The sequence below is a fragment of the bacterium SCSIO 12741 genome (genome assembly GCA_024398055.1).
Taxonomy (GTDB): domain Bacteria; phylum Bacteroidota; class Bacteroidia; order Flavobacteriales_G; family Salibacteraceae; genus SCSIO-12741.
Map to the genome: position 1 here is coordinate 1,482,493 of CP073749.1, position 23,183 is coordinate 1,505,675.

The window sequence follows — 23,183 nt, forward strand, 5'->3', positions numbered from 1 at the left end:
CCCAGGTTCAATGACAAGCTCGATTATCAAATTGGTAAACAATGACACTGGTTTGGTAAGCAGCCTCCAAAAGCCCAGATCTAATATTGCCACAAATAAATTTTCATGAAAAAGGTTAGCTCATTACTTGCTCTCGTTATCGTCCTCTGGAGTTGTTCAACTTCTACAAAAACTCAATTTAAAGCTATTGACATTCAACTTATTCGAAATGCCACACTCAAGGTAAATTACAACGGATCCACCTTTCTGGTTGACCCTTCACTCTCTGCCAAACAAAGCTTTATGTCTTTTGTAGTGCCAGATCAAAACCTAAATCCTACCGTGGACTTACCCTTGGCAATCAACCAGATTACCGAAGGAGTAAATGCTGTGCTGGTAACCCACACGCATCTGGATCACTTTGATGCAGCAGCTGAAAAAAATCTGGATTCCAATCTCCCGCTGTTTGCTCAACCGAGTGACCAAGAAAGATTAAGCCAAAGCCCATTTAAAAACGTCCATTTTGTAGAATCTGAAACTCAATTTGAGGGAACACAAATAATCCGCACATCTGGAAAACATGGGCCGGAACAGCTTTTGGAAGCTTTAGGAGAGGTTTCTGGATTTATTCTTCAAGCCGAAGGGCATCCCACTCTTTACATCATTGGAGATTGCCTTTGGGATGATGAGGTAAAAGCGACTATAAAAGAATTCAACCCTGACATTATTGTAGCCAATACCGGCGGGGCTCAATATGGTGGAGGACAAATTCTTATGAACGAAAATGATGCTATCGAGCTTGCCCAATTTGCTCCCCATGCTCAGGTAATTGCTGTGCACATGGAAGCCTTAGATCACTGCCAAACTACCCGAGCCAAAGTAACGAAGGCGGCCAAAGAAGCGGGAGTTGAAATTCGGGTTCCTGCCGATGGTGAAAGAATCACCCTATCTTTATAAACCCTAAGCCTGGGAGATTTGAACCATGCAGCATATCAAGTTTGATAAGACGGTTTGTGGCGTAGATTTTCTGCTCAATGTAATTGACTTCCAGTCCGGTTGTGATTATACCCTTGAAAGCGAGACGCAATCGGCCAATTACTTTCAGGTATTCTTTATTAAAAAGGCCAAGGGCTTCTTAAAGCTCAATGACAAAACCATTGAGTTAAAACCCAATACCGTGGTTTTCATCTCCCAGTTTCAACACCATTCCTGGCATGGTGACTTTTCCGATTTTGAAGGACAGTTATTGGTTTTTCAAGACGAATTTCTCAATGATTTTTTCTCGGATCAGTACTTTGCCTATCGACTTCTTTATTTTTATCAAACTGAACATCCCTTAGTCCTTTCGGTTTCAGAAAACTACCTCTTCGAGCATATTGAACGACTCAAGGAAATAAAAAAAGAGTTGGTAGAGCCCCGCAGTGATAGCGCACACATTATCCGGTCGTTACTTTATTACACGCTAATCAACCTTAACAGAAAATATGCCCAGGTCAATGGAATTGAAGAAGCTATTTCGGTAGACAATAGTGCCTATCAATTTAGGAAGTTGGTAGAAAAGTACATAGCCTGCAAACAGCGGGTGGAAGAGTATGCCGATCTGATGAAACTGAGTCGGGTAAGTTTGAACAAGGCTGTAAAAAATCAATTTAACGTCACCGCAACAGAATTCATAAAATCGCGGCTACTTTTTGAATTGAAAATGCAGTTTCTTCACAGTCCAAAAACTGTATCGGAGATTGCCCATGACTATCATTTTTCAGAGGTCAATCATCTTTCCCGATTTTTCAAACAGAAAACCGGTCAATCTCCCTTGGAATACCGTAAGGCTTATCAAAATGGGCAACCCTTAGCATGAATTGGTAAGCACCGTGCTTGCCGGATTCTTGAACTTTGCAATAAGGATTTGTTTCATCATGAAAAAAGACTTATTCAAAAGAACAGTATTCACCCTTTACTTACTTATAGTCATGACAACAATTGCTGATGCTCAAGGCTCTACCCATACCCAAGAAGCCATTCGCGAAACAATGGATCACCTGATTGATCGCGCAACTCAATTCGATGTGGAGGCACTGGAGGAAATCTACCACAAGGATTTTCATACCACCCTTGTGCTTCCCAATGGCGAAGTAACCACGTACAACAAACAAGAATTTAAGGATCATTTTGCCAAGCAAGCCAAAGAAGGCAAAACCCAGCTCAATACCTGGGCCGATTGGCATGACTTTCATATTCTGGGCAACTCTGCCGTTTGTGTACTTACCCGCCAACACAGCGGAATGAATGGAGAAGAGATGCGGCTACTATGCAACATAGAACTCCGATTTGAAGACAACCGCTGGCAAGTAATCCGGGAAGCCATTTTTCTTGAGCCTTTGGCCAAATAACACGTTTTAATAGGAACGATTAGAAGGCCTGGAAAGAAATTTCCGGGCTTTTTTTATGCTAAAAACGCAACGGGTAAAAGCAAAAAGAGCCTGAGGTTCTTTCATCTCAGGCTCTTTTCTGTTTTAGTGGTACCAGCTGGAATCGAACCAGCGACACACGGATTTTCAGTCCGTTGCTCTACCAACTGAGCTATGGCACCGTTTTGTAGAGGGCTGCAAATGTAAATAAATTTTAAATCTTACCCGTTTTTTTTGTGTTGAATTTCATTCGACCTAATCCAACCTCCTTATATCCATATATTTGCGGCCAATTTTACCGGCATGAATCTGGTTCTTGACCTGGGAAACACCCGAAGCAAAATAGCCTTATTTGATCGTTCAACCCTGGTTGCCAGCGATTCTATGGGTGCAAGACCTTCTTCTGAGGAGCTTCAAAAATGGCTTCAAAACCATCCTCAAGCAAATCAAGCCATCATCAGTTCTGTAGTCGATCACTCAGTTGAGTTGGAAGATTGGATTCGAACACGCATGGAGCTCATCGTTCTGGATTCATCCACCCCGCTCCCGATAAAAAACGACTACGCCACTCCAGACACGTTAGGAAAAGACCGACTCTCGGCTGCAGTAGGCGCTCAAAGTCTATTTCCTGGTAAGGCCGTTCTTTCTATTGATTTTGGCACTTGCATTAAATACGATTTTGTGTCTCCCGAAGGAACTTACCTCGGCGGCGCCATTTCTCCCGGATTGAACATGCGATTTCGGTCCTTGCATACTTTCACGGATAAATTGCCGTTGTTGCAGCTTGACGGGAATCCCGAACTAATTGGACGGGATACAAATTCATCTATTTTATCGGGTGTTGCACAAGGAATTATCTTCGAGATTGAGGGCGCTATGCGGGCTTACAGCAGCCAATGGAGCAACCTTAACACAATATTTACAGGCGGAGACCATCAATATTTTGCTAAGGCATTTAAAAATAGCATTTTTGCACGCCCGGAATTGACCCTAATTGGGTTAAACCGGATATTGGAATACAATGAGGATCGCTAAAATCTGCTTAATCGTTGCTGGTTTACTAACCTGCTTAACCGCTTGGAATCAAACCACAACCAACTCTCCCTACTCGATTTATGGACTCGGGGATGAAGGAAGTAGAGCCTTCGCGAACCAACGTGCCATGGGAACGGCTCAAATCGCTCATGTGGACTCCGGATATGTCAATTTCCGCAATCCGGCGACTTATGCGAGTCTGGGAAAACCCATTTTTAGCGCTGATGTAAACTTCGATTTTCTCAACGTTCAAGCCCCCGCCTCTTCTCAAAGTTTTAACAATGCCTACCTCAGCAACATTGCCTTGGCCTTTCCCATTGGAAAGCGTTTTGGATTTGCAGCGGGCATTAACCCATACACCCAAATGGGCTACAACATTGTAGCTAACCAATACGACTCAGTGATTGGCAATTACGATTTTGTTTACCAAGGCGACGGTGGAATCAACCAGGCCATGGGAGGAGTATCGGCTGTGCTATGGGACACTTACCTGGATACGGCTCGACGGAGAGTAAACTTCGGTCAGAAAAAATACATCAATCACCGATTGTCTATTGGCGCCAATGTGATTTACTATTTCGGATTCGCTCAAACTTCCCGTGCGGTCACCAATTTTATTGATGACCCTGCGCACTTGAGTTCCAAAATGAAAAACAAAACCAACGTAAACGGAGCCGCCTTCGACTTCGGCTTACACTACCGATTGCAAATGGACTCTTTGAGTTTCCTTTCGGTTGCAGGTTACTACCAACCTTCATTAGACATCTCAGCGAAAAACCTTCAGGTATCGTATAGCTACTTCCCCAACAACGATGTAGAGAACATTAGAGACACGGTAACGAGTACCGAAATTGATGGCCAAATCACCTTTCCAAGTTCGATGGGTGGGGGTATTTCATTGGAACTTGAACGTCGCTGGACCATTAACATGGATTACCGCATGACCAACTGGTCTGAATTGAAATTATTTGATACTCCTCAAAATCTAAAAAACCGCACCGACATGGCCTTTGGGTTACAGTATGTACCTAAGCACAATGCGGAAAGACAATTATTGGCTGTGATCCGCTACCGGGCTGGTGTGAGGTTCTCCCAAACTCGCTTGGAAGTGAACAACCAGCAACTGCAAGAATACACCGTTTCGCTGGGGCTTGGATTGCCCATTTTGAAAAGCGTTTCGAGGTCTTCTCTTAATGTTGGTATAGATTTTGGTCAACGAGGTAATAACTTATCGACCGGGGTGAATGAACAGTTTACCCGAGTTTATTTTGGAGTGGCCTTTAGTCCACTTGCCAAACAGGACGAATGGTTTAATCCCCGGAAATACGAATAAACAATAGATTACAATAAACGGAAGTGATGAAAAGAAAGTTGTTGATTACTGCAGTATTAGCGCTATTTGTTATCGGAGCAAAAGCGCAGAAATACGGAGCTACTCCTGAGGATAGTTTGGAATGCATCAAAAACATTTCCCTCTACCAGGATTACTATAAGCAAAAAGCTTACGATGATGCCCTTGTATTTTGGAGAAACATCTACAGCATTTGCCCAAAGTGCAGCAAGTCCATCTACCAGAAAGGTGCGAAGATGTACGAAATGAAGATTAAGGAGAACAAGGAAAATCCAGATGTTCGCGAAGGACTGGTTGATACTCTTCTTATGATTATGGATAGCCGAATTGAACATTTCGGTGAGCGAGGAAAAGTACTGAGCAAAAAAGCAATCTACATGATCAAATACCGCAAAAACGAGCCAGACAAAGCTTACGCGGTATTCGAAGAGGCTTTTGAATTGCAAGGCAACAAAATGTCTGCATCATCCTTGGTATACATGTACAAAACCCGCTATGCGATGTACAGAAAGAAAATGTGTACGAAGGCAGATGTAATCTCTCTTTACCCTACTCTAAAAGCTGTGGTTGACTACAATGTGGCCAACGGAAGCGACAAATCCAAAGAGAAGTACCGCAAGAGTGGCGACAACCTGCTTGAGTTCTTTAAGCGTGTAGCGGAGTGCCCTGATTTGGTAGAGGCTTTTAAACCTCGATTTGATGCAAACAAAGACGACACCAAAATGATGAATGACATCCTTACTTTGCTTAACGCTAAAGAATGTGAGGATACTGATTTCTACATTGAAGTAGCCAGAAGATTGCAAGAATTGGAGCCCTCTCCAAGAGCTGCCTACAGCATCGCCAACTGGTACGCCGGTAAAGGTGAGTGTTCTAACGCTATTGACTACTACCTGGAAGCATTTGCTTTGGCAGATAGTATGCCTGAAGCTGATAAGGCTCCTTTCAAAGTAAAATCTGGGCTTTCAAGTGCTCGTTGCTACTTAGCTACTAAGCAATTTGCCAAGGTAAAATTGATGGCCAAGCGAGTTCTTGCTATCGATCCTGACAACGGAGATGCCTACATGTTAATTGGAGATGCCTATCTTTATGGTGGATCTGCTTGCGGAGACAATGACTGCGCTAAGAAAGCCGGATACTGGGCCGCTGTAGACAAGTACCAAGTAGCCCGTGCAAAGGATCCATCATTGGCCGAAAAGGTGAACCCAAAAATTGGAAAAGCCAAGGCTCAATACCCGAAAAAAGAGGACTGCTTCTTCTACGGAATTAACGAAGGTGCAGATTTCAAAATCGGATGTTGGATCAATGAAACTGTTAAGGTTCGATTTAACTAAGAGTGACCCAAACATACACGAACATATTGTTTAAGAGCTTAGCCGGACTTCTTGTTCCGGCTTTGCTTTTTTCCTGTAGCAACGATCCGCAGGCCCTTCAGGAAATGGAGGAAAAACAGGACCTGCCTACCGAGGTCTCGTTAAACACGGAAATCATTTACAGCGACTCAGCCGTTATTCGGGTAAGACTCAACACCCCTGAATTGGTGCGCTACAGCGACGAAGACAATCCTTATGTGGAATTTCCACAAGGGCTAACCCTGCTGCTTTTTGATAGTCTGGGCAATCAGGAGTCGAGCTTGAAGGCCAACTACGGTGTGAATTACCCTGATGAGCGTAGAATCGAAGTAAAAAACGACGTAGAGGTAATTAATGTTGACGGTGAGAAACTGAATACTGAGCACCTCATCTGGTCGAGAAAAGACGGTAAAATCTACACCGAGGAATTTGTCAAAATCACCACCGAAGACGAAATTATTTACGGAGACGGTTTGGAGTCGAATGAGAATTTCACCAATTACCGAATCAAAAACATCAAAGGTTCCATCTCTGTTCAAGACGAGGAAGAGGCTGATGAAATAACCGCAGATGAACTTCAATCATCAAATAATGACTTATGAAACAGCTTAACCTGGTCATGGAATACTTCTGGCTGGCGGTATCCATCATTACCGGTTCCATTGCCATTTACAGCTTCTTCAGCCCCAAAGTGGACGAGCTACTACACCCTTTGTATTACGTTCTTCCCCTAGTTGCTTTTGGTCTCTTTTACATGCGTCGCCGGTTTCGTTTGCGGATGCAAAAAAGAGATGAAGAGCGCGGCGACAAAATGGATCAATAACGATTCAAGGAAATCCTTATTTTTGATAGGAACACTGTAACATGTACGAATTTTCCTGGCTGATCGTCATCCTTACCTTACTCTTTTCGGCCTTCTTTTCGGGGATGGAAATTGCTTTCATTTCTGCGAATAAGTTGAAAATTGAATTGGCCAAGAAACAGGGCCAGGTTCCGGCTCGAATCAACTCTTACTTCATGAAGCACCAAGGGGCATTCATCACCACGATGCTCATTGGGAACAACGCCGCCCTGGTGATCTATGGTCACTTTATGAGCTATAACCTGGAGCCCATGATGGCCGCCATTGTTACGACTGGCTTTGTGGTGTTTTTACTTCAGACCATTGTATCCACACTTTTGGTATTGATCACAGCGGAATTTTTACCCAAAACGATTTTTCGCATCGATCCAAACCGTACCTTGAACGTATTCTATCTACCCACTCTGTTGGTCTACCTCATTTTTTACCTTCCTACCCAATTCACTCTTTTAATCACCAACCTGTTTCTTCGTCTATTCTTAAAAGGAGCTCAAGCCGATGAAGCCCATGTAGGTTTTGGAAAAGTAGACTTAGACCTTTATTTGAAAGAAGCGACCAGTCAGGTAGAGAATAAGGAAGAACTGGAGCACGAGGTACAGATTTTTCAAAATGCCTTAGAGTTTTCCGATCAAAAAGTAAGGGAGTGTATGGTGCCCCGAACCGATATTGTTGCCCTCGAAGAAACCGAATCGATACAAGCTCTGCAGGAAAAATTCATTGAAACCGGGCTTTCCAAAATTCCGATCTATCGGGACGATATCGATAATATTATAGGCTACACCCACTCCTTTGAACTGTTTCGTAACCCCTCCTCCATCAAAAAGATATTGCTTCCAATCTCCCTCATTCCGGAAGCTATGCCGGTGAACGAAGCCCTATCGCTGCTCAACAAAAACAAACGAAGCATTGCCGTGGTGTTGGACGAATTTGGCGGAACAGCCGGAATTGTGACCATGGAAGACATCATTGAAGAAATTGTTGGGGAAATCGTGGATGAGCACGATATGGAGCAACCTTTTGAGGAACAAGTGAATGAGCATGAATACAATTTTTCTGCTCGAATAGAAATTGATCACATCAACGATCACTACCACCTTAACCTGCCCGAAAGCGAAGAGTATGAAACGCTGGGAGGGCTGATAATCAATGAAACAGAAAGTATTCCAGATCAAGGAGACCTCATTCGCATCGAGCGATTTGAATTTCGCATCAAAGAGGTTTCGGAGAACAAAATTGAGTTGGTCAACCTGCGAATTACGGGTGAAGAATAAGCCCACGAACTCACTCGATTAACTCCCTTGATTTTCAACAACTTATTTTAAGAACACAAATAGTTGAGAAAAATACCAAATAGTGGTATATTCGCAACCCAATTTTAAGAAGGTAAAAGAAATGGCGGTAATTCAAAAGATCAGAAACCGATCAGGACTCTTGATAGCAGTCATAGGAGGCGCAATGGTATTGTTTGTAGGTAGTGACCTGCTAAACAGTAACGGACAGTTTTTCAGCCGACAAGAATATAACGTCGGAGAAATTAACGGTACCACCATCACCCTTAAGCAGTTTGAACAACGTGTACAGGACGTCGTTGGCGACCAAAGTGTAGGTAGCAACGAAATGGAATTGTATCGCAACCAGACCTGGAACTTGTTCTTGCAAGACTACTTGATCAAAACCGAATACGATGCCCTTGGAGTGGATATAGTAGATGACGAGTTGTGGGATGAAATCAAAAACAACCGCGACGGAATTCTCTCTGCTTACTTCACCGATCGTAATACAGGACAGATTTATGAAGCTTTCCGCGATGAGCGTGGTGGCCTAAACATGCAAATGGCGATTCTTCAACTGAAGCAATTGGTGAAAGATGAAGAAGCAAAGAAGAACTGGTCGGTTATCGAGCGTTCTATCCGTGAGCAACTAATGTCTGGAAAGTATACCGGATTGCTAAAAAGAGGATTGACTGCAACTGATTTCCAGGCTACAGAAAGATCTAAGAACAACAACGATCAAATCGTGGTTAGCTGGGCAGGAATGTCTTACGGCCAAGTTAAGGACGAAGACATCTCATACTCTGAAAGCGATATTTCAGCTTGGTACAACAAGCACAAAAGTGAAGATCAGTTCCAGCAGGACGAAGACATGCGTTCGGCCAAAGTTGTGGTATTTGACGTAGTTCCTTCTGCCAACGACATTCAAACTGCCAAAAACGAAATGGCTGCATTGAAAGACGGTTTTGCCAAATCTGAGAACGATACTTTGTTCATCATTCAAAACACCGACAATCAGTATAGCGCTTTTGCTTCTTACGGTCGTTTCGAATTGCCACTTGACATCGACAGCCTGGTTTTCAATGCTGAAGACGGAGCTGTTGTTGGCCCTTATGGACAAGGATTGAATTTCAAAATCAGCAAAAAGTTAGGTCAAGAAATGCGTCCTGACTCAGTAAGCGCTCGTCAGATTTTGTTGCTGGCCAACTCTCCTGATGCCGATACTGCTGCCCTACGAGTTCGCATGGACAGTATTAAAACGGCTATCGAAAATGGAGCCGATTTTGCTGAGATGGCTGGAAAATATAGTGCTGACCTTGGAAGCTCCAGAAATGGTGGTGATTTGGGTTGGTTTGTTGAACGTCAGCCTGGATATGAGCCTGAGTTTATTCAAGCTGCCTTCGGTGCTAAGACAGGTGACCTATACGTAGTTCGTTCTCGTCGTTTGGGATACCACTTGGTAGAAATCCAAGATCAAACCCAAGCACGTGAGAAAGTGATTTTGGCTACGGTTGAGCGCACGGTTCAAGCGAGTGAAGAAACCTTGGATCGCATCTATAACGAGGCAAGCAACTTCGCTATTACCAATAGCAACCTGGATGCCTTTAACGCCGGACTTGAAGGTGACGCTGTATTGAACTCAAAAGCCAATGAGCACACTTCTATCCGCAAAGGAGCTAAGGTTTTGGGTAACCTGGAAAATCCTCGTCAAATCATCCGCTGGGTGTACGACAACGAATTGGGTTCAGTATCTACCGATCCTTTTGAGAGCGAAAATCAAATTGTGATTGTTGCCGTTACCGGAGTTACCAGTAAAGGAACCCTTCCATTGGAAGAAGTTCGCGATCAGGTAGAAGAGGAAGTGAAAAAGGAATTGAAAGCCGAATGGATCAAAAACAAAATTGGTTCAAACACCGACTTGGATGCTGTAGTAAGCAGTACGGGTGGACGTAAAGAGCAAAACATTGCGGTTACCTTCAACTCCTTCTCTATTAAAGGAATTGGAAACGAACCAGCTGTTTTGGGTACAGCTTTCGGATTGGAGCAAGGTCAAACTTCTGATCCAATCGCTGGAAACGGTGGAGTTTACGTAATTCGCGTAGACAGCAAAACACCAAACCAAAATTCAGCCGATGTTGAGCAGTTGAAAAACCAAATTGCTGGTGACTATGCTCGTCGTGTTGACGCTGAAGTATTCGAAGCACTGAAAGAAAAAGGAAATGTAGTGGACAACCGTTCCGACTACTACTAATCGATTTATAGACCTTTTAATAGGTAAAGGCTTTCATCTTCGGGTGAAGGCCTTTTTTATTTCGTAAATTCGAAGCGTGAAAAACCTATACCACCTCTCACTAATCGTTGTTTTAGCGCTATTTCTATCGGGATGCACAAAGAAACCGGTAGCCTGCTTTGTAGTGCCTAATGAATCCATGGAAACGGGTGTAGAATACCTTTTTGAGGATTGTTCGGTCGAAGCTGCTAAATACTGGTGGGAGTTTGGTGATGGGCAAGCCTCAGACAGCAGTGGCGGACGGCATACCTACGGTAATCCGGGCGTATATAAAATGACGCTTACCGTTACCAAAGATGGCGACGAAGACGTTTTAACACGTACTGTTCGGGTAGAATCGGTAGATCGAACCGGACTTTCCGCTGGCCAATATACCGGTAAATTCACCGAAACCTATCCCGGTAATGTGATTTACAACAAGTCTTACACCCAGACTTTAACCATTGAGGCTATCGACAACAATAACATCTACATTTCCACCGTCAGAGGGTCCTTTCACGCTACGGTAGAAGGAACTTCGACCAACTACACCTTTAGTTCCATTCGCGAACAGCAGGGCCGAATAGCGGACATGCTAGACGGTACAGGAGAATTTGATGCAGGAGGTGTTGAAGAGTTTGAAATGACACTTCAGGGTACAGATCCTTACCTGGGAGATATTCCCTGGATTTTACGCTTCCGCGGATCCCGTCCGTAAATCCTTTAGATTACTACGTTTACAATCTTTCCTGGAACCACAATGACCTTTCTGGGCTCTTTTCCGTCCAGCCATTTTTGGGTTACCTCATGTTGAAGCACCTGTTTTTCAACCTCCGCCTTATCCATTTCAATAGGCAGCGCTAATTTCAAGCGAACCTTACCATTAATCTGAACCGGATAGTCATGAGAACTTACCTTGAGGTATTTCTCTTCAAACTGAGGCCAGGTAGCACTTAAAAACAAGCTCTCTTCATGCCCCAATTGATTCCAAAGTTCCTCCGTAATGAATGGACAATGCGGGTGCATCGCCACCAATAGAGGCTCAAGAATGGCCTTTTTGTGACAGTTCAGGGAAGTAAGCTCATTGGTCGCCACCATAAAGGTAGAAACGGGCGTATTGAACGCTAAACGTTCATTATCGGCCTGAATCTTTTTCAAAGCTTTGTGCAAGGAGCGCAATTCATCCTCATTCGGTTGTTCGTCGGTTACCAACCATTCCCCGTCCTGGGTATAAAACAACCTCCAGAATTTTTTCAGGAAACGGTGAGCACCATCAATTCCTTTGGTGTTCCAAGGTTTGCTTTGTTCAATAGGCCCGAGAAACATTTCGTGCAAACGAAGGGTATCCGCTCCATGACCCATAACCACGTCATCCGGATTTACCACATTGCCATAACGCTTACTCATCTTACGACCATCTTCGGCCTGAATCATCCCTTGATTTACCAATTTCTTAGCAGGCTCATCAAAGGGCAGGTAACCCAAATCAAAAAGCACCTTGGTCCAAAAGCGGAAGTACAACAAGTGTCCCGTTGCATGCTCGGCGCCACCTAAATAGAGGTCTACATTTTGCCAATAGTTCACCGCTTCATTCGATACAAAACCGTCTTCATTTTTTGGATCCATGTAACGCAAGTAATACCAGGACGAACCCGCCCAACCTGGCATGGTATTCAACTCCAGGGGATAGTTTTCATCGCTCCCTTCCGGTGAATAGGTCCAGTTTTCGGCATGACCCAATGGTGGGTCACCATCTTCTGTTGGCAAGTATTTTTCTACCTCAGGCAATTCCAGAGGAAGGTCTTTTTCAGCTACCGGGTAAGGTACGCCATCCTTGAAATACATCGGAATAGGCTCACCCCAGTAACGCTGCCGGCTAAACACGGCATCACGCATTTTATAGTTTACCTGACGCTCACCAATTCCCCGGGTTTCCATTTCGTGAATCATGCGTTTAATCGCCTTTTTCACTGGAAGACCATCTAAGAAATCAGAATTGATCAAGGTTCCATTTTTATCATCATTTGCACCTTCGGATACGTCACTTCCTTCGATAACCGCAGGAATTGGAAGTCCAAAGTGGTGGGCAAAATCCCAGTCGCGTTGATCACCAGATGGAACGGCCATAACCGCTCCGGTTCCATAACCCGCCAACACATAGTCAGCAATCCAAATGGGAATAGGCTCTCCACTAAATGGATGAATTGCGTAGGCTCCGGTAAAAGCTCCAGTCACATTCTTCACGTCGGACATTCTATCCCGTTCAGAACGTGTTTTGGTACGTTGAATATAGGCTTCCACTTCCTCTTTCTGCTCTTCCGTTGTCAGCTCAGCAACCCATTCATGTTCGGGTGCAAGCACCATAAATGTGGCTCCAAAAATGGTATCCGGGCGAGTCGTGAATATTTCGAGTTTGCGCTCCGAATCCTTTACATCAAAAAACACGGAAGCTCCAACACTTTTTCCAATCCAATTGCGCTGGATTTCCTTCAGGGAATCTGTCCATTCCAACCCTTCCAAACCTTGAAGCAAGCGCTCGGCGTATGCTGAAATTCGCATGGACCATTGGCGCATTTTGCGACGTACAACTGGGTGTCCGCCACGCTCACTCAACCCATCCTTAATCTCATCATTGGCCAAAACCGTTCCCAGAGCCGGGCACCAGTTTACCATTGTATCTGCCAGGTAAGTCAATCGGTAATTCAGCAAAATATGCTGCTGCTCTTTTTCAGACATGCCTGTCCACTCTTCAGCTGTAAACGCATCCGTTTCTTCGCAAGCAGCTTTTACCTCAGCATTTCCTTCCGTTTCAAAGCGGGCTACCAAAGTTTCGATACGCTCCGCCTTTTGAGATTCATTGTTGAACCAGCAGTCGAAGAGTTGAAGGAATATCCATTGGGTCCACTTGTAGTAGTCCGGACTGCTGGTTCTCACCTCACGATCCCAATCGTAGGAAAAACCAATCAAATCCAATTGCTCACGATAGCGGTTTACATTGTCGTGGGTAGTAATGGCCGGGTGCTGTCCGGTTTCAATGGCATATTGTTCAGCGGGAAGACCGAAGGCATCGTAACCCATCGGGTGCAACACGTTGAATCCATTTAATCGTTTGTATCGACTGTAGATGTCAGAAGCGATATAGCCGAGAGGGTGACCCACGTGCAACCCTGCCCCCGAAGGGTAAGGAAACATATCCAACACATAATACTTCGGGCGGTTAGGATCTACCTGCACCTGATAGGTACCTGATTCAGACCACCGTTTTCTCCATTTTTCCTCTAAGGCTTTAAAGTCGTATTCTTTCATCTTTTCCATCTCCAGATTCGGTCTTTTTGGTTTTCCCCAAAAAGGTGTACAAAAGTAAAAATAGCCCGGGTTCCACCCCTTTGAAATTTTATTATTTTAGCCTGCAAATACCCAAAATCCCGCATGGCTACAGCTGAAGAGCGTTTTTCCCGAAAAAGATTGCGATCCTCCTATTTCACGGTTGTGATCAGTATTTCCATGGTGTTGTTTATGCTCGGCCTTCAGGGAATCATTCTACTGCAAACCAAACGTATTTCTGACTACGTCAAAGAGAACATTGGATTTTCGGTGATGCTGAAAAACGACGTCAAGGAAGTTGATATTGTCAAGTTTCAAAAATCACTGGACGCAGCAGTTTACGTAAAGTCTACCGAATACATTGATAAAGAGAAGGCTGCTAAGGAATTGACGGAAGATTTGGGTGAAAACTTTGTGGACTTTTTAGGCTACAATCCCCTATTAGCTTCGATCGACGTTCGGTTAAATGCAGAGTACGCCAATCCGGATAGTTTGGAATGGATTGCAGCCGACCTCATGAAGAATCCAAGAATCAAAGAGGTGTTTTACCAAGAGGATTTAGTTGTGGTGGTCAATGAAAACATCCGCAACATCTCACTCATCATTCTCATTTTTAGTGGATTCTTATTGATTATCGCCGTTGCCCTAATCAACAATAGTATACGCTTAGCCCTTTATTCAAAGCGCTTCATTATAAAAACCATGCAGCTTGTAGGCGCAACGTCAGGTTTTATCCGAACGCCTTTTGTGTGGCGAGGAATTCTCAATGGAATCTACGGATCATTCATCGCTATAGCCCTGTTATTGAGCTGTTTGTACTGGGCCCAACAACAAATGCCTGAACTTTTTGATATTCAGGATGTAGAATTGATCGGTTATTTATTTGGAATGGTACTTTTGTTGGGAATTATCATCACCTGGATAAGTACAGGTTTGGCGGTTCGCCGCTATTTAAGAATGAAAACGGACAAACTATACTCCTGATATGGAAGGAAAAGAACAACAACAATTGGTTTTTACCCGGGAGAATTACCTGCTGATGATTGCCGGTGTGGCATTTGTCATCATTGGATTTTTGCTCATGGCTGGTGGTGGATCAGAGGATCCTAACGTATTTAATGCGGACGAGATTTTCAGTGCACGTCGTGTGACGGTTGCCCCACTTACCATTCTGCTCGGTTTTGGGATTGTATTCTTTAGTATTCTCAAAAAACCGGGTTCGGCTAAAAAATAACCTGCGTGTCGGTATTTGAAGCGCTGATTTTAGGCATCATACAAGGTCTTACGGAATTTCTTCCGGTAAGCAGTTCGGGGCATATTGAACTGGGTAAAGCGCTATTGGGCGTTACCCCGGCAGACCCCTTATTATTTTCTATTGTGGTTCACAGTGCTACGGCGCTGAGTACCATTGTTATTTTTCGGATGGACATCATGATGTTGATCCGACTTTTGTTTGAACCCACACGATGGAACGCTGGACGTCAATACATCCTGTACATCATCATCTCGATGGTGCCGGCTGGATTGGTCGGTTTGTTTTTCAAGCATGAAATCGAAGCCTTCTTCGAAGATCAAATTCTATTGGTTGGCTTCATGCTCATCATCACCGGATTGTTGCTTTACATGACAACCCGAGTGAAACGTAAACGTGGAAAAGTAACCGTCAAAAACGCTTTTATCATCGGGGTTTCACAAGCCGTAGCTATTCTTCCCGGAATCTCCAGATCGGGCGCAACCATTGCTACTGCACTTATGCTGGGTGTAGAACGCAGTCGTGCTGCGCGGTTCTCCTTTTTGATGGTATTACCGCTCATTTTGGGCGCTACCCTTTTGGAAGTAAAAGATTACATGGAGATGCCTCCCGTGATGGAATCGGGAAGTGAAGTTCTTACTGCCAATGCGCTGATCGCCGGATTTGCCGCTGCCTTTTTAAGTGGATTGGTTGCCTGTCGCTGGATGGTGGAATTGGTGAAAAGAAGTAAACTTCAATACTTCGCCTATTACTGCTTCATTGTAGGTATCGTTGCCATCGTAGCTTCCCTTTAATTTATGAGTTCATTTGATTTTCAACAGGGCGAACTCCTGCTGATTGATAAACCCTTGGAGTGGACCTCTTTTGACGTGGTCAACAAAATTCGTTATGCGGTTAAGCGTCATTTGGGTGTCAAGAAAATTAAGGTGGGGCATGCGGGAACCCTCGATCCATTAGCCACAGGCCTATTGCTCGTTTGCACCGGGCGAAATACCAAAAAAATCAACGAATTCACAGGTCTTGACAAAACCTATGATGGCATAATAACCCTGGGCGGAACCACAGATTCCTTTGATTTGGAATGTGAAGTAAGGCCCGATGAGAAAGCTCCGCAACTTACCGAAGAGCTTATCAAAAACGCAGCTCAATCCTTAGTTGGCCTACAGGATCAAGTTCCTCCCGCCTTTTCGGCCAAACGGATTAATGGTAAAAAGGCCTACGAATTGGCCCGAGCTGGAAGAGTGGTAGAAATGAAATCACACGCTATTGAGGTTCTTGGCTTTGAAATTACCCATGTTGAGCCGCACGAATCTCTTCCTGGTGGATGGAACTGCCATTTTAAGATTCATTGCTCCAAAGGCACCTACATCCGCTCCATGGCCCGGGACCTGGGCTTGGCTTTGGATTGTGGTGGCTACCTCAGCGCTCTACGCAGAACCTCCATCGGCCCCTATTCTTTGGAGGACGCCAGAAACTTAGCAGAATTTATCACTGAGGTCGATCAAGCGAACTCCTAAGTTGTCCCTTTCCTTAATATCTTTACGGCCGGTCGGTTATGAATATCTATTCTCGTAAACAAATCTGGAAAAAGGCTCTCATTGCCTTAGGTGTACTCATCATTCTATTGTCCTTCTGGTACACAGATCAGATGGTAAAGAACATTGCTCGGGAAGAGCGTAATAAAGTTCGACTTTGGGCAGAAGCCATTCAAAAAAAGGCTCGCCTGGTTAACTACACCGACCAGCTTTTTGCCAAATTACGGGGCGAGGAACGTAAAAAAGTGGAACTCTATGTGGAAGCCAGTGAACGTCTCGCAAGTAAGGATCCGAACGTTGACATTGTTTTTCTAACCCACATTCTAACCGACAACACCACCGTACCGGTTATTCTCACCGATAAGAACCTGCGTCCAAAATTCAGTCGAAACCTGGATACGATCATCGAAAACGACCCGGTGCTCCTGCAACAGGAGGTAATGGTGATGAAAGCGCTTTACGATCCGATTGAAATCAAGTATGAAGATCAGACGGATTACCTGTATTACAAGGATTCCCGAATCATTTCAGAACTGGAGCAAACCTTTGCCGATCTGCAGCAATCCTTTATCAATGAGGTGGTGTCTAACAGTGCTTCGGTCCCCGTTATCATAACCAACGAAGAAAAAAACGAATTGATCGCGGTGGGGAACCTGGACTCATCCCGGTATAGCTCTCCGGAGTTGATGTCTGAACTCATTCAGGAACTGTCCGAAACCAATTTACCCATTGAAGTACATCTGCAAGAAGGATCTACCCAATACATATACTACGAAGACTCGTGGATACTTACGCAGTTGAAGTATTATCCTTTTGTACAGTTCGGAGTAATCGGAACCTTTATTCTCATTGCCTATTACCTGTTTAACATGGCTCGAAGAGCAGAACAAAATCAGGTTTGGGTTGGGCTCGCCAAAGAAACAGCCCACCAATTGGGCACGCCTCTATCTTCTCTTTTGGGATGGGTAGAATACATGAAGTCAAAAGACACCGATTTGGCCATGGCTGCCGAGTTGGAAAAGGATATCAACCGCCTGGAAGTGATCACCGATCGCTTTTCGAAAATTGGAAGTACGCCTGAATTGCACACCATGGACCTGAGAACGGCACTGCTTTCAACCACGGAGTACATGGAAAAAAGAAGCCCACGAAAAATTCATTTTTCCAGTGACAAAATCCCGGATAATCTGGAGGTAAAACTCAATCCATCACTCTTTAGCTGGGTCATCGAAAACCTGTGTAAAAATGCCATCGATGCTATGGGCGGTCAAGGCCTACTTACCTTTCAGGCTGGGACAACGGACAAAAAAATCTGGATCGACATTAGCGACACTGGCAAAGGGATACCCTCCCGGGAAAAGAAAACGATTTTTGAGCCTGGGTATACCACTAAAAAACGCGGCTGGGGCCTGGGGCTTACCCTGTCTAAACGAATAATTGAAGAGTATCATCGGGGAAAAATCTTTGTGAAAAACTCCAAGCCAGGAGAGGGCACTACATTTCGAATCACGCTGAACAGAGCCTAATGGCGGGCATCTACCTTCATATTCCCTTTTGCAGACAAGCTTGCTCCTACTGCGACTTTTATTTTTCCACCCACCTTCATTTTAAGGAGTCGTTTTTAACGGCATTAGAGACCGAAATTGAACGACGGAAGGATTTTCTATCCGAACCCATTCAAACCGTGTATTTTGGCGGCGGAACCCCCTCACAACTTAGTGTGGATGAATTGAAGCGAATCTGGGCCGCACTTTCCCATTCATTTGATCTTAGCCAAGTTGGAGAGGTTACACTTGAAGCCAATCCTGACAACTTATCCGAAGACTATCTTAATGCTTTGGCCGCATCGCCCATCAATCGGTTGAGTGTTGGTATCCAGTCTTTTCACGACTCCGACCTCAAAATGCTCAATCGGGCTCACTCCGGAGAACAGTCCCTTCAATCCATTAAACGAGCTCAAGAACTGGGGTTTGATGAAATCAGCCTGGATTTGATTTACGGCCTACCTGGGTCTACTATGGAAAGCTGGCAGCAAAATTTGGACCTGGCCATTTCTCTTAACGTCGATCATGTTTCTTCCTATTGCCTGACCATCGAACCAAAAACGCCTTTGGAACACGCCATCAAAAAAGGCCGCTTGACCTATCCCACCGAAGCTGAAATAGTACGACAGTTTAAAGCCCTTAAGCATTCTTTGGACCGGGCTGGCTATGAGCACTATGAAATCTCCAATTTTGCGAAACCCGGAAAATACGCTCAGCACAATACGTCCTATTGGAAAGGAGTAAATTACTTGGGTTTAGGCCCTTCTGCGCACGCCTATGACGGTCAAAAACGCTACTGGAACCTGCCCGATACACGCCAATATGTATCTCTGCTTCAAGAAGGCAAGGTGCACTACGAATCTGAAGAACTCGACCCAAAAGATCAATACAACGAATACATCATGACTCATTTGCGCACGCAATGGGGCATTGACTTAGAGGAGGTTGAAAACCTATTTGGGCATAACCAACAAAAAGAATTGCTAAGAGAAATTGAAACCCACCTTCAGCAAGGAAATGTGGTCCGGGCTGAATCAAAGCTCACCCTTACCTTCGAAGGACAGCTTCTCGCCGACCAAATAGCGGCGGATCTATTTACTACAGATTAAACGAAACGCTCGTCCACTTCCATCACGTGCCCACAATTGTTGCAGGTACGCATTTCCTCAGAACCATAAAATTCTTTGAAACGAGGGATGAAATCGTTTTCGATGTTTCTCAAAGGAAAGTAGGTTTCATGAAGTTTGTTGTTGCACTTATCGCAAAACCACATAAGTCCATCGGTTAAATCTGTTCCTTCACGAACTCGTTCGATGACCAGACCTACCGTGTTTTCGCCACGAATGGGTGAATGAGGGATGTTGCCCGGTAGTAAAAACATATCCCCTTCTTTGATAGGAACCTCAACCGCTTTACCATCCAGCTGCACCTTAACCATCACGTCGCCTTCTAACTGATAAAAAAGCTCCTCCGATTCGTTGTAGTGGTAGTCTTTTCGAGCATTGGGTCCACCTACAATCATAACGATAAAATCACCCGCTTCTACGTACAGGTTTTTGTTGCCAACCGGGGTTTCAACAAGTCTCTGTTATCCTCGATCCACTGCTTTAAATTGAAGGGTTTTCTCAGCTCCATGTTATGATTTTTTAACCTGATAAAAGTAGTGTTTTTGACAAAGAGCAGGGATAATGACCCAACACCTTTTACTTCCAGATTGTTATAAGAACAATTTGGTACTTTTGTACGCTTCTTAATTGGGGGATAACTTATGAGAATTACTTTCATCAATGGATTGATAACCACCCTTCTACTAACCTCAACGTTTTCTTTTGCTCAAACCGGGCACGATCACCACGAACATCCTTTCGTGGAAGATGACTTCATGTTAAATGAAACGCAAAAACGATTAAATCCCCATCTGGCGGATAAGATTACTGCGAAAGAAAAAGAACTGGCTGAATTTACAGCGGCTTACATCAAGGCCCATGAAAACGATGCCTCTCGTAATGATGAAAGCGATTACATTATTCCCGTTGTATTTCACGTGTTACACCAAAATGGCCCTGAGCTTTTGACCGACACGGAGATTCACGATGCGATGCGCATCTTAAACGAGGATTTTCAAAAAAGAAATGCCGATACTTCTGATGTTATTAGTGCGTTTCAATCTATCGTAGGTGATGCGCGGATCGAATTCCGGTTAGCAAAAAGGGACCCTCAAGGAAACCCTCATAGTGGAATTGACCGCATTAGTTCTTCCCGCACGTTCCAGGCCGGCGAAAGTTCAAAGCTGAACACTTGGCCGAGAAGCACCTATTTGAATGTATGGATTGTAAACTCCATTGGAAGTGGTGCTGCCGGATACACCTTTTTGCCTTCTACCGCTCACTGGCGTGCTTCCACAGATGGAATCATTCTGTTGTACACTTATTTTTCTTCCGTTAGAACCGGAAACGAGCGTCGCTCCAGAGCCTTGACTCATGAAATAGGACACTGGCTCAATCTGGAACATCCTTGGGGAGGAACAAACACTCCTGGCTTAGCTACTAACTGCAACACCGACGATGGCATTTTTGATACCCCACTTACCGTAGGTTGGACTTCTTGTAATGTGAATGGTTCTACTTGCGGAAGCTTGGATAATGTACAGAACTTCATGGAGTACTCCTACTGCAGCAACATGTTTACCGCTCGTCAGGTTTTGGCCATGCAAGCGACGTTGAACAGCCCAGTGGCTCAGAGAAACCAATTGGTTTCGTTCTCAAATAATAAAAGTGCAGGAGTTTTGGACTTGCACGAGGCTATGTTTAGCACCGAAACACCGGTTGCATGTACGGGAGAAATGGTTCAATTCCAGGATGATTCTTACTACGATGTGACCAATTGGAGCTGGGAGTTTGAAGGAGGAAATCCTTCCACATCAACCGAGAAAAACCCTCAGATTACCTATGCAAATCCTGGGTCTTACAAAGTTAAATTGACGGTAAGAAACAAAGATGGGGTGACCAAAACTAAAACGGTAGAAAACTTTATTCGAATCAACCGAAGTGTGGGTCATTTCCTTCCTTACTCCGAAAATTTTGAAAGTTACCCTGATGCCTTAGTTCAAGTTTCCTGGTACCCCATAAACGAAGACAATGACAACATCTATTGGAGATTAGGAACAGGAACGGGTTACTCTGGAGATAAGTACCTAATGCTTGAAAACTTCGACAATTTACCTTACCAGGTTGAATCAGTGATTAGTGACCCGATTGACCTCAGTAACATCAAGAGTCCAAAACTTACTTTCAAGGTTGCTCATGCCGAAATTCCCGGACAAACTGCTTCGGATATTTTCCGGGTATTCGTATCCAGCGACTGCGGTGAAACTTGGAATTTGAGACAAACTCATAACGGTAATACCCTTGCTGATGGAAAATCAGAATCGAACGCCTTCTTCCCTACGCAGGCTTCTGATTGGTATGAGGTGACATTCCAAAATTTTTCCGGAAACGATTTTACCCAAAACCTGATGGTACGGTTTGAGGTAGAAAAGCGAGGAGGAAATAACTTCTTTATTGATGATATCAACTTGACAGGAAGCTATGATGACGTTCCTGTACTTGAGTTCCCATTAAATGGAATGGACAGTGTTTCGAGCGACGTATTCCTGGATTGGAAAGCCGTTCCGTATGTAACCCGTTACGAATATGCAGTGAGTGAAGATGCGCAATTTTCCGCCTCTGCCTTCCAGGGAACCAAGGACTACATCGATGGCACGCCAAACAACGACGACACTCGATTCAAACCGGGTAACTTAACTCCTGGAAAAACTTACTACTGGAGAGTGCGAACTCACCGAGGCACATTCATTTCAGACTGGAGCCAGGTGTGGAGCTTTACCGTGAGTGCCTCTGGACAAGGTCATGAATACATTGATGGAGTTAATCTATCTACCTCAGAAGTTGCCGCTAAAGATGTGTTTACGCAAGTAAAACTCTATCCAAACCCGGCTACAGACGAGGTCAATATTCAAATTGAACAATCCAGAAATACCGAGTTGACCGTTACCCTGGTAGACCTTAAAGGTCAGATTCTTTTGCAAGAAGATTTAGAAGATCAGAATAATTTGCGTGTAAACACCAGTCATTTCGAAACAGGTATTTACTTTGTCCTGGTAAATACGGGCCAAGGCCTGATCACGGAAAAACTGATTGTTAGATAATGAATCTGGATCTATCTGGAAAGCATGCTTTGGTATGCGGAAGTACACAAGGAATAGGAAAAGCAGCGGCCATTGAGTTAGCGCTATTAGGTGCAACCGTAACTCTCGTTGCCCGAAACGAAGACAAATTGCAGGCCGTTCGCAACGAATTGCCCACCCCAAAAGGACAAGAGCACAGCTACCTGCAAGCTGATTTTTCTTCTCCAGACGGATTAAATCAAGTGATCACTTCTCACGTGGAAGCCGGAAACAGCTACCACATTTTGATTAACAACACAGGCGGCCCTGCTGGTGGACAAGCGATTGATGCCGATATTGAAGCTTATCGAATTGCTTTCAATCAACACCTGATCTGTAATCAGATTTTGGCTCAGGCTGTAGTTCCCGGAATGAAGGAAAGCGGATACGGTCGTATCGTTAATGTTATTTCCACCTCGGTTAAGATTCCATTAAATGGATTAGGTGTATCCAACACCATACGAGGGGCTGTTGCCAATTGGTCTAAGACTTTGGCCAATGAACTTGGTGCATTCAACATTACGGTAAACAACGTTTTACCGGGAGCCACAAATACCGTTAGACTCTCTTCCATTGCTGAAAACAAAGCGGCTAAAACCGGCAAATCGGCTGAGGAAGTGTTGGATGGTATGGCCAAGCAGGTTCCCATGAATCGCATTGCAGAGCCCGAAGAAGTGGCAAACGCCATTGCCTTTTTGGCCTCCCCTGCAGCCTCCTACATCAACGGAATCAATGTTCCGGTTGATGGAGGAAGAACAGGAAGTTTGTAAACGAGG

Annotated in this window: 20 protein-coding genes, 1 tRNA gene and 1 pseudogene; 19 read left to right on the forward strand and 3 right to left on the reverse strand. The window is 44.4% G+C overall.

The annotated features are described in order from the left end of the window. Positions 1 to 105: 105 nt before the first annotated feature. The 3 genes from KFE98_06230 to KFE98_06240 all read left to right on the forward strand — a co-directional run bounded on the left by KFE98_06230 (position 106) and on the right by KFE98_06240 (position 2,369). A complete protein-coding gene (locus tag KFE98_06230; GenBank protein UTW63738.1) occupies positions 106 to 936 on the forward strand; it encodes an MBL fold metallo-hydrolase in 831 nt (276 codons plus the stop codon). Positions 937 to 961: 25 nt separating this feature from the next. Next, positions 962 to 1,837 (forward strand): helix-turn-helix transcriptional regulator, encoded by an 876-nt coding sequence (locus KFE98_06235; GenBank protein ID UTW63739.1) that lies wholly within the window; start codon positions 962 to 964, stop codon positions 1,835 to 1,837. Positions 1,838 to 1,949: 112 nt separating this feature from the next. Next, the gene (locus KFE98_06240) at positions 1,950 to 2,369 is read left to right on the forward strand and encodes a nuclear transport factor 2 family protein (GenBank protein ID UTW63740.1); all 420 of its coding nucleotides are present in this window, start codon (positions 1,950 to 1,952) and stop codon (positions 2,367 to 2,369) included. 127 nt (positions 2,370 to 2,496) lie between these two features. Here the strand turns inward: KFE98_06240 and KFE98_06245 are convergent. Beyond that, positions 2,497 to 2,569, reverse strand: a tRNA-Phe gene (locus KFE98_06245). A gap of 121 nt (positions 2,570 to 2,690) precedes the next feature. Between KFE98_06245 and KFE98_06250 the strand changes: the two genes are divergently transcribed. The 8 genes from KFE98_06250 to KFE98_06285 all read left to right on the forward strand — a co-directional run bounded on the left by KFE98_06250 (position 2,691) and on the right by KFE98_06285 (position 11,245). After that, complete coding sequence (locus KFE98_06250) at positions 2,691 to 3,422, forward strand: type III pantothenate kinase (protein UTW63741.1); 732 nt, start codon at positions 2,691 to 2,693, stop codon at positions 3,420 to 3,422. Next, positions 3,409 to 4,755: a hypothetical protein gene (locus tag KFE98_06255; protein UTW63742.1), complete on the forward strand. Its 1,347-nt coding sequence runs from the start codon at positions 3,409 to 3,411 to the stop codon at positions 4,753 to 4,755. Before KFE98_06250 ends, KFE98_06255 begins: the two co-directional genes overlap by 14 nt. A 26-nt stretch (positions 4,756 to 4,781) precedes the next feature. After that, on the forward strand, positions 4,782 to 6,107 hold the full coding sequence (locus KFE98_06260) for a hypothetical protein (GenBank protein ID UTW63743.1): 1,326 nt from the start codon (positions 4,782 to 4,784) through the stop codon (positions 6,105 to 6,107). Between the two features lie 2 nt (positions 6,108 to 6,109). Beyond that, positions 6,110 to 6,727: an LPS export ABC transporter periplasmic protein LptC gene (gene lptC, locus KFE98_06265; protein ID UTW63744.1), complete on the forward strand. Its 618-nt coding sequence runs from the start codon at positions 6,110 to 6,112 to the stop codon at positions 6,725 to 6,727. Continuing rightward, a complete protein-coding gene (locus KFE98_06270) occupies positions 6,724 to 6,948 on the forward strand; it encodes a hypothetical protein (GenBank protein ID UTW63745.1) in 225 nt (74 codons plus the stop codon). The genes lptC and KFE98_06270 overlap by 4 nt, the downstream gene beginning before the upstream one ends. Before the next feature lie 41 nt (positions 6,949 to 6,989). Then, positions 6,990 to 8,258 carry an HlyC/CorC family transporter gene (locus KFE98_06275; GenBank protein UTW63746.1) on the forward strand — a complete coding sequence of 423 codons (1,269 nt, stop codon included), beginning with the start codon at positions 6,990 to 6,992 and terminating at the stop codon, positions 8,256 to 8,258. An 82-nt stretch (positions 8,259 to 8,340) separates the two neighbouring features. Then, a complete protein-coding gene (locus KFE98_06280) occupies positions 8,341 to 10,509 on the forward strand; it encodes a peptidylprolyl isomerase (protein UTW63747.1) in 2,169 nt (722 codons plus the stop codon). Positions 10,510 to 10,585: 76 nt separating this feature from the next. After that, entirely contained in the window at positions 10,586 to 11,245 is a 660-nt protein-coding gene (locus tag KFE98_06285; protein UTW63748.1) for a PKD domain-containing protein, read from the forward strand. Positions 11,246 to 11,250: 5 nt separating this feature from the next. Here the strand turns inward: KFE98_06285 and leuS are convergent, their stop codons facing one another. Then, the gene (leuS, locus tag KFE98_06290; GenBank protein UTW64654.1) at positions 11,251 to 13,833 is read right to left on the reverse strand and encodes a leucine--tRNA ligase; all 2,583 of its coding nucleotides are present in this window, start codon (positions 13,831 to 13,833) and stop codon (positions 11,251 to 11,253) included. A gap of 123 nt (positions 13,834 to 13,956) precedes the next feature. Between leuS and KFE98_06295 the strand changes: the two genes are divergently transcribed. From KFE98_06295 to hemW, 6 genes are read left to right on the forward strand one after another with little or no spacing between them, the layout of a single operon-like run. Continuing rightward, on the forward strand, positions 13,957 to 14,835 hold the full coding sequence (locus KFE98_06295) for a permease-like cell division protein FtsX (GenBank protein ID UTW63749.1): 879 nt from the start codon (positions 13,957 to 13,959) through the stop codon (positions 14,833 to 14,835). Between the two features lies 1 nt (position 14,836). Then, positions 14,837 to 15,085 (forward strand): DUF3098 domain-containing protein, encoded by a 249-nt coding sequence (locus KFE98_06300; GenBank protein UTW63750.1) that lies wholly within the window; start codon positions 14,837 to 14,839, stop codon positions 15,083 to 15,085. Positions 15,086 to 15,090: 5 nt separating this feature from the next. Then, the gene (locus KFE98_06305) at positions 15,091 to 15,897 is read left to right on the forward strand and encodes an undecaprenyl-diphosphate phosphatase (GenBank protein UTW63751.1); all 807 of its coding nucleotides are present in this window, start codon (positions 15,091 to 15,093) and stop codon (positions 15,895 to 15,897) included. A gap of 3 nt (positions 15,898 to 15,900) precedes the next feature. After that, positions 15,901 to 16,620, forward strand: coding sequence for a tRNA pseudouridine(55) synthase TruB (gene truB / locus KFE98_06310; protein UTW63752.1), 720 nt, complete (start codon positions 15,901 to 15,903; stop codon positions 16,618 to 16,620). A gap of 38 nt (positions 16,621 to 16,658) precedes the next feature. Then, positions 16,659 to 18,164 carry a HAMP domain-containing histidine kinase gene (locus KFE98_06315; GenBank protein ID UTW63753.1) on the forward strand — a complete coding sequence of 502 codons (1,506 nt, stop codon included), beginning with the start codon at positions 16,659 to 16,661 and terminating at the stop codon, positions 18,162 to 18,164. Then, positions 18,164 to 19,291: a radical SAM family heme chaperone HemW gene (hemW, locus tag KFE98_06320; GenBank protein ID UTW63754.1), complete on the forward strand. Its 1,128-nt coding sequence runs from the start codon at positions 18,164 to 18,166 to the stop codon at positions 19,289 to 19,291. Before KFE98_06315 ends, hemW begins: the two co-directional genes overlap by 1 nt. Here hemW and KFE98_06325 read toward each other — a convergent pair. Beyond that, positions 19,288 to 19,817, reverse strand: a pseudogene (locus KFE98_06325) (3-hydroxyanthranilate 3,4-dioxygenase). The gene hemW and the pseudogene KFE98_06325 sit on opposite strands and share 4 nt — an antisense overlap. A 133-nt stretch (positions 19,818 to 19,950) precedes the next feature. Here KFE98_06325 and KFE98_06330 point away from each other — a divergent pair. Together KFE98_06330 and KFE98_06335 are read left to right on the forward strand one after the other, a co-directional pair. Then, positions 19,951 to 22,389, forward strand: a complete 2,439-nt coding sequence (locus tag KFE98_06330; GenBank protein UTW63755.1) for a T9SS type A sorting domain-containing protein — start codon at positions 19,951 to 19,953, stop codon at positions 22,387 to 22,389. Beyond that, the gene (locus KFE98_06335) at positions 22,389 to 23,177 is read left to right on the forward strand and encodes an SDR family oxidoreductase (protein ID UTW63756.1); all 789 of its coding nucleotides are present in this window, start codon (positions 22,389 to 22,391) and stop codon (positions 23,175 to 23,177) included. Before KFE98_06330 ends, KFE98_06335 begins: the two co-directional genes overlap by 1 nt. The last annotated feature ends 6 nt before the right edge of the window (positions 23,178 to 23,183 follow it).

Bases quoted from the DNA above. Each gene is read 5' to 3' on its own strand.
- KFE98_06335 (UTW63756.1), top strand. From the start codon at position 22,389: ATGAATCTGGATCTATCTGGAAAGCATGCTTTGGTATGCGGAAGTACA.
- hemW (UTW63754.1), top strand. From the start codon at position 18,164: ATGGCGGGCATCTACCTTCATATTCCCTTTTGCAGACAAGCTTGCTCC.
- leuS (UTW64654.1), bottom strand. From the start codon at position 13,833: ATGAAAGAATACGACTTTAAAGCCTTAGAGGAAAAATGGAGAAAACGG.
- KFE98_06230 (UTW63738.1), top strand. From the start codon at position 106: ATGAAAAAGGTTAGCTCATTACTTGCTCTCGTTATCGTCCTCTGGAGT.
- KFE98_06300 (UTW63750.1), top strand. From the start codon at position 14,837: ATGGAAGGAAAAGAACAACAACAATTGGTTTTTACCCGGGAGAATTAC.
- KFE98_06315 (UTW63753.1), top strand. From the start codon at position 16,659: ATGAATATCTATTCTCGTAAACAAATCTGGAAAAAGGCTCTCATTGCC.
- KFE98_06260 (UTW63743.1), top strand. From the start codon at position 4,782: ATGAAAAGAAAGTTGTTGATTACTGCAGTATTAGCGCTATTTGTTATC.
- KFE98_06275 (UTW63746.1), top strand. From the start codon at position 6,990: ATGTACGAATTTTCCTGGCTGATCGTCATCCTTACCTTACTCTTTTCG.
- KFE98_06235 (UTW63739.1), top strand. From the start codon at position 962: ATGCAGCATATCAAGTTTGATAAGACGGTTTGTGGCGTAGATTTTCTG.
- KFE98_06255 (UTW63742.1), top strand. From the start codon at position 3,409: ATGAGGATCGCTAAAATCTGCTTAATCGTTGCTGGTTTACTAACCTGC.
- truB (UTW63752.1), top strand. From the start codon at position 15,901: ATGAGTTCATTTGATTTTCAACAGGGCGAACTCCTGCTGATTGATAAA.
- KFE98_06270 (UTW63745.1), top strand. From the start codon at position 6,724: ATGAAACAGCTTAACCTGGTCATGGAATACTTCTGGCTGGCGGTATCC.
- KFE98_06240 (UTW63740.1), top strand. From the start codon at position 1,950: ATGACAACAATTGCTGATGCTCAAGGCTCTACCCATACCCAAGAAGCC.
- KFE98_06330 (UTW63755.1), top strand. From the start codon at position 19,951: ATGAGAATTACTTTCATCAATGGATTGATAACCACCCTTCTACTAACC.
- KFE98_06250 (UTW63741.1), top strand. From the start codon at position 2,691: ATGAATCTGGTTCTTGACCTGGGAAACACCCGAAGCAAAATAGCCTTA.
- KFE98_06295 (UTW63749.1), top strand. From the start codon at position 13,957: ATGGCTACAGCTGAAGAGCGTTTTTCCCGAAAAAGATTGCGATCCTCC.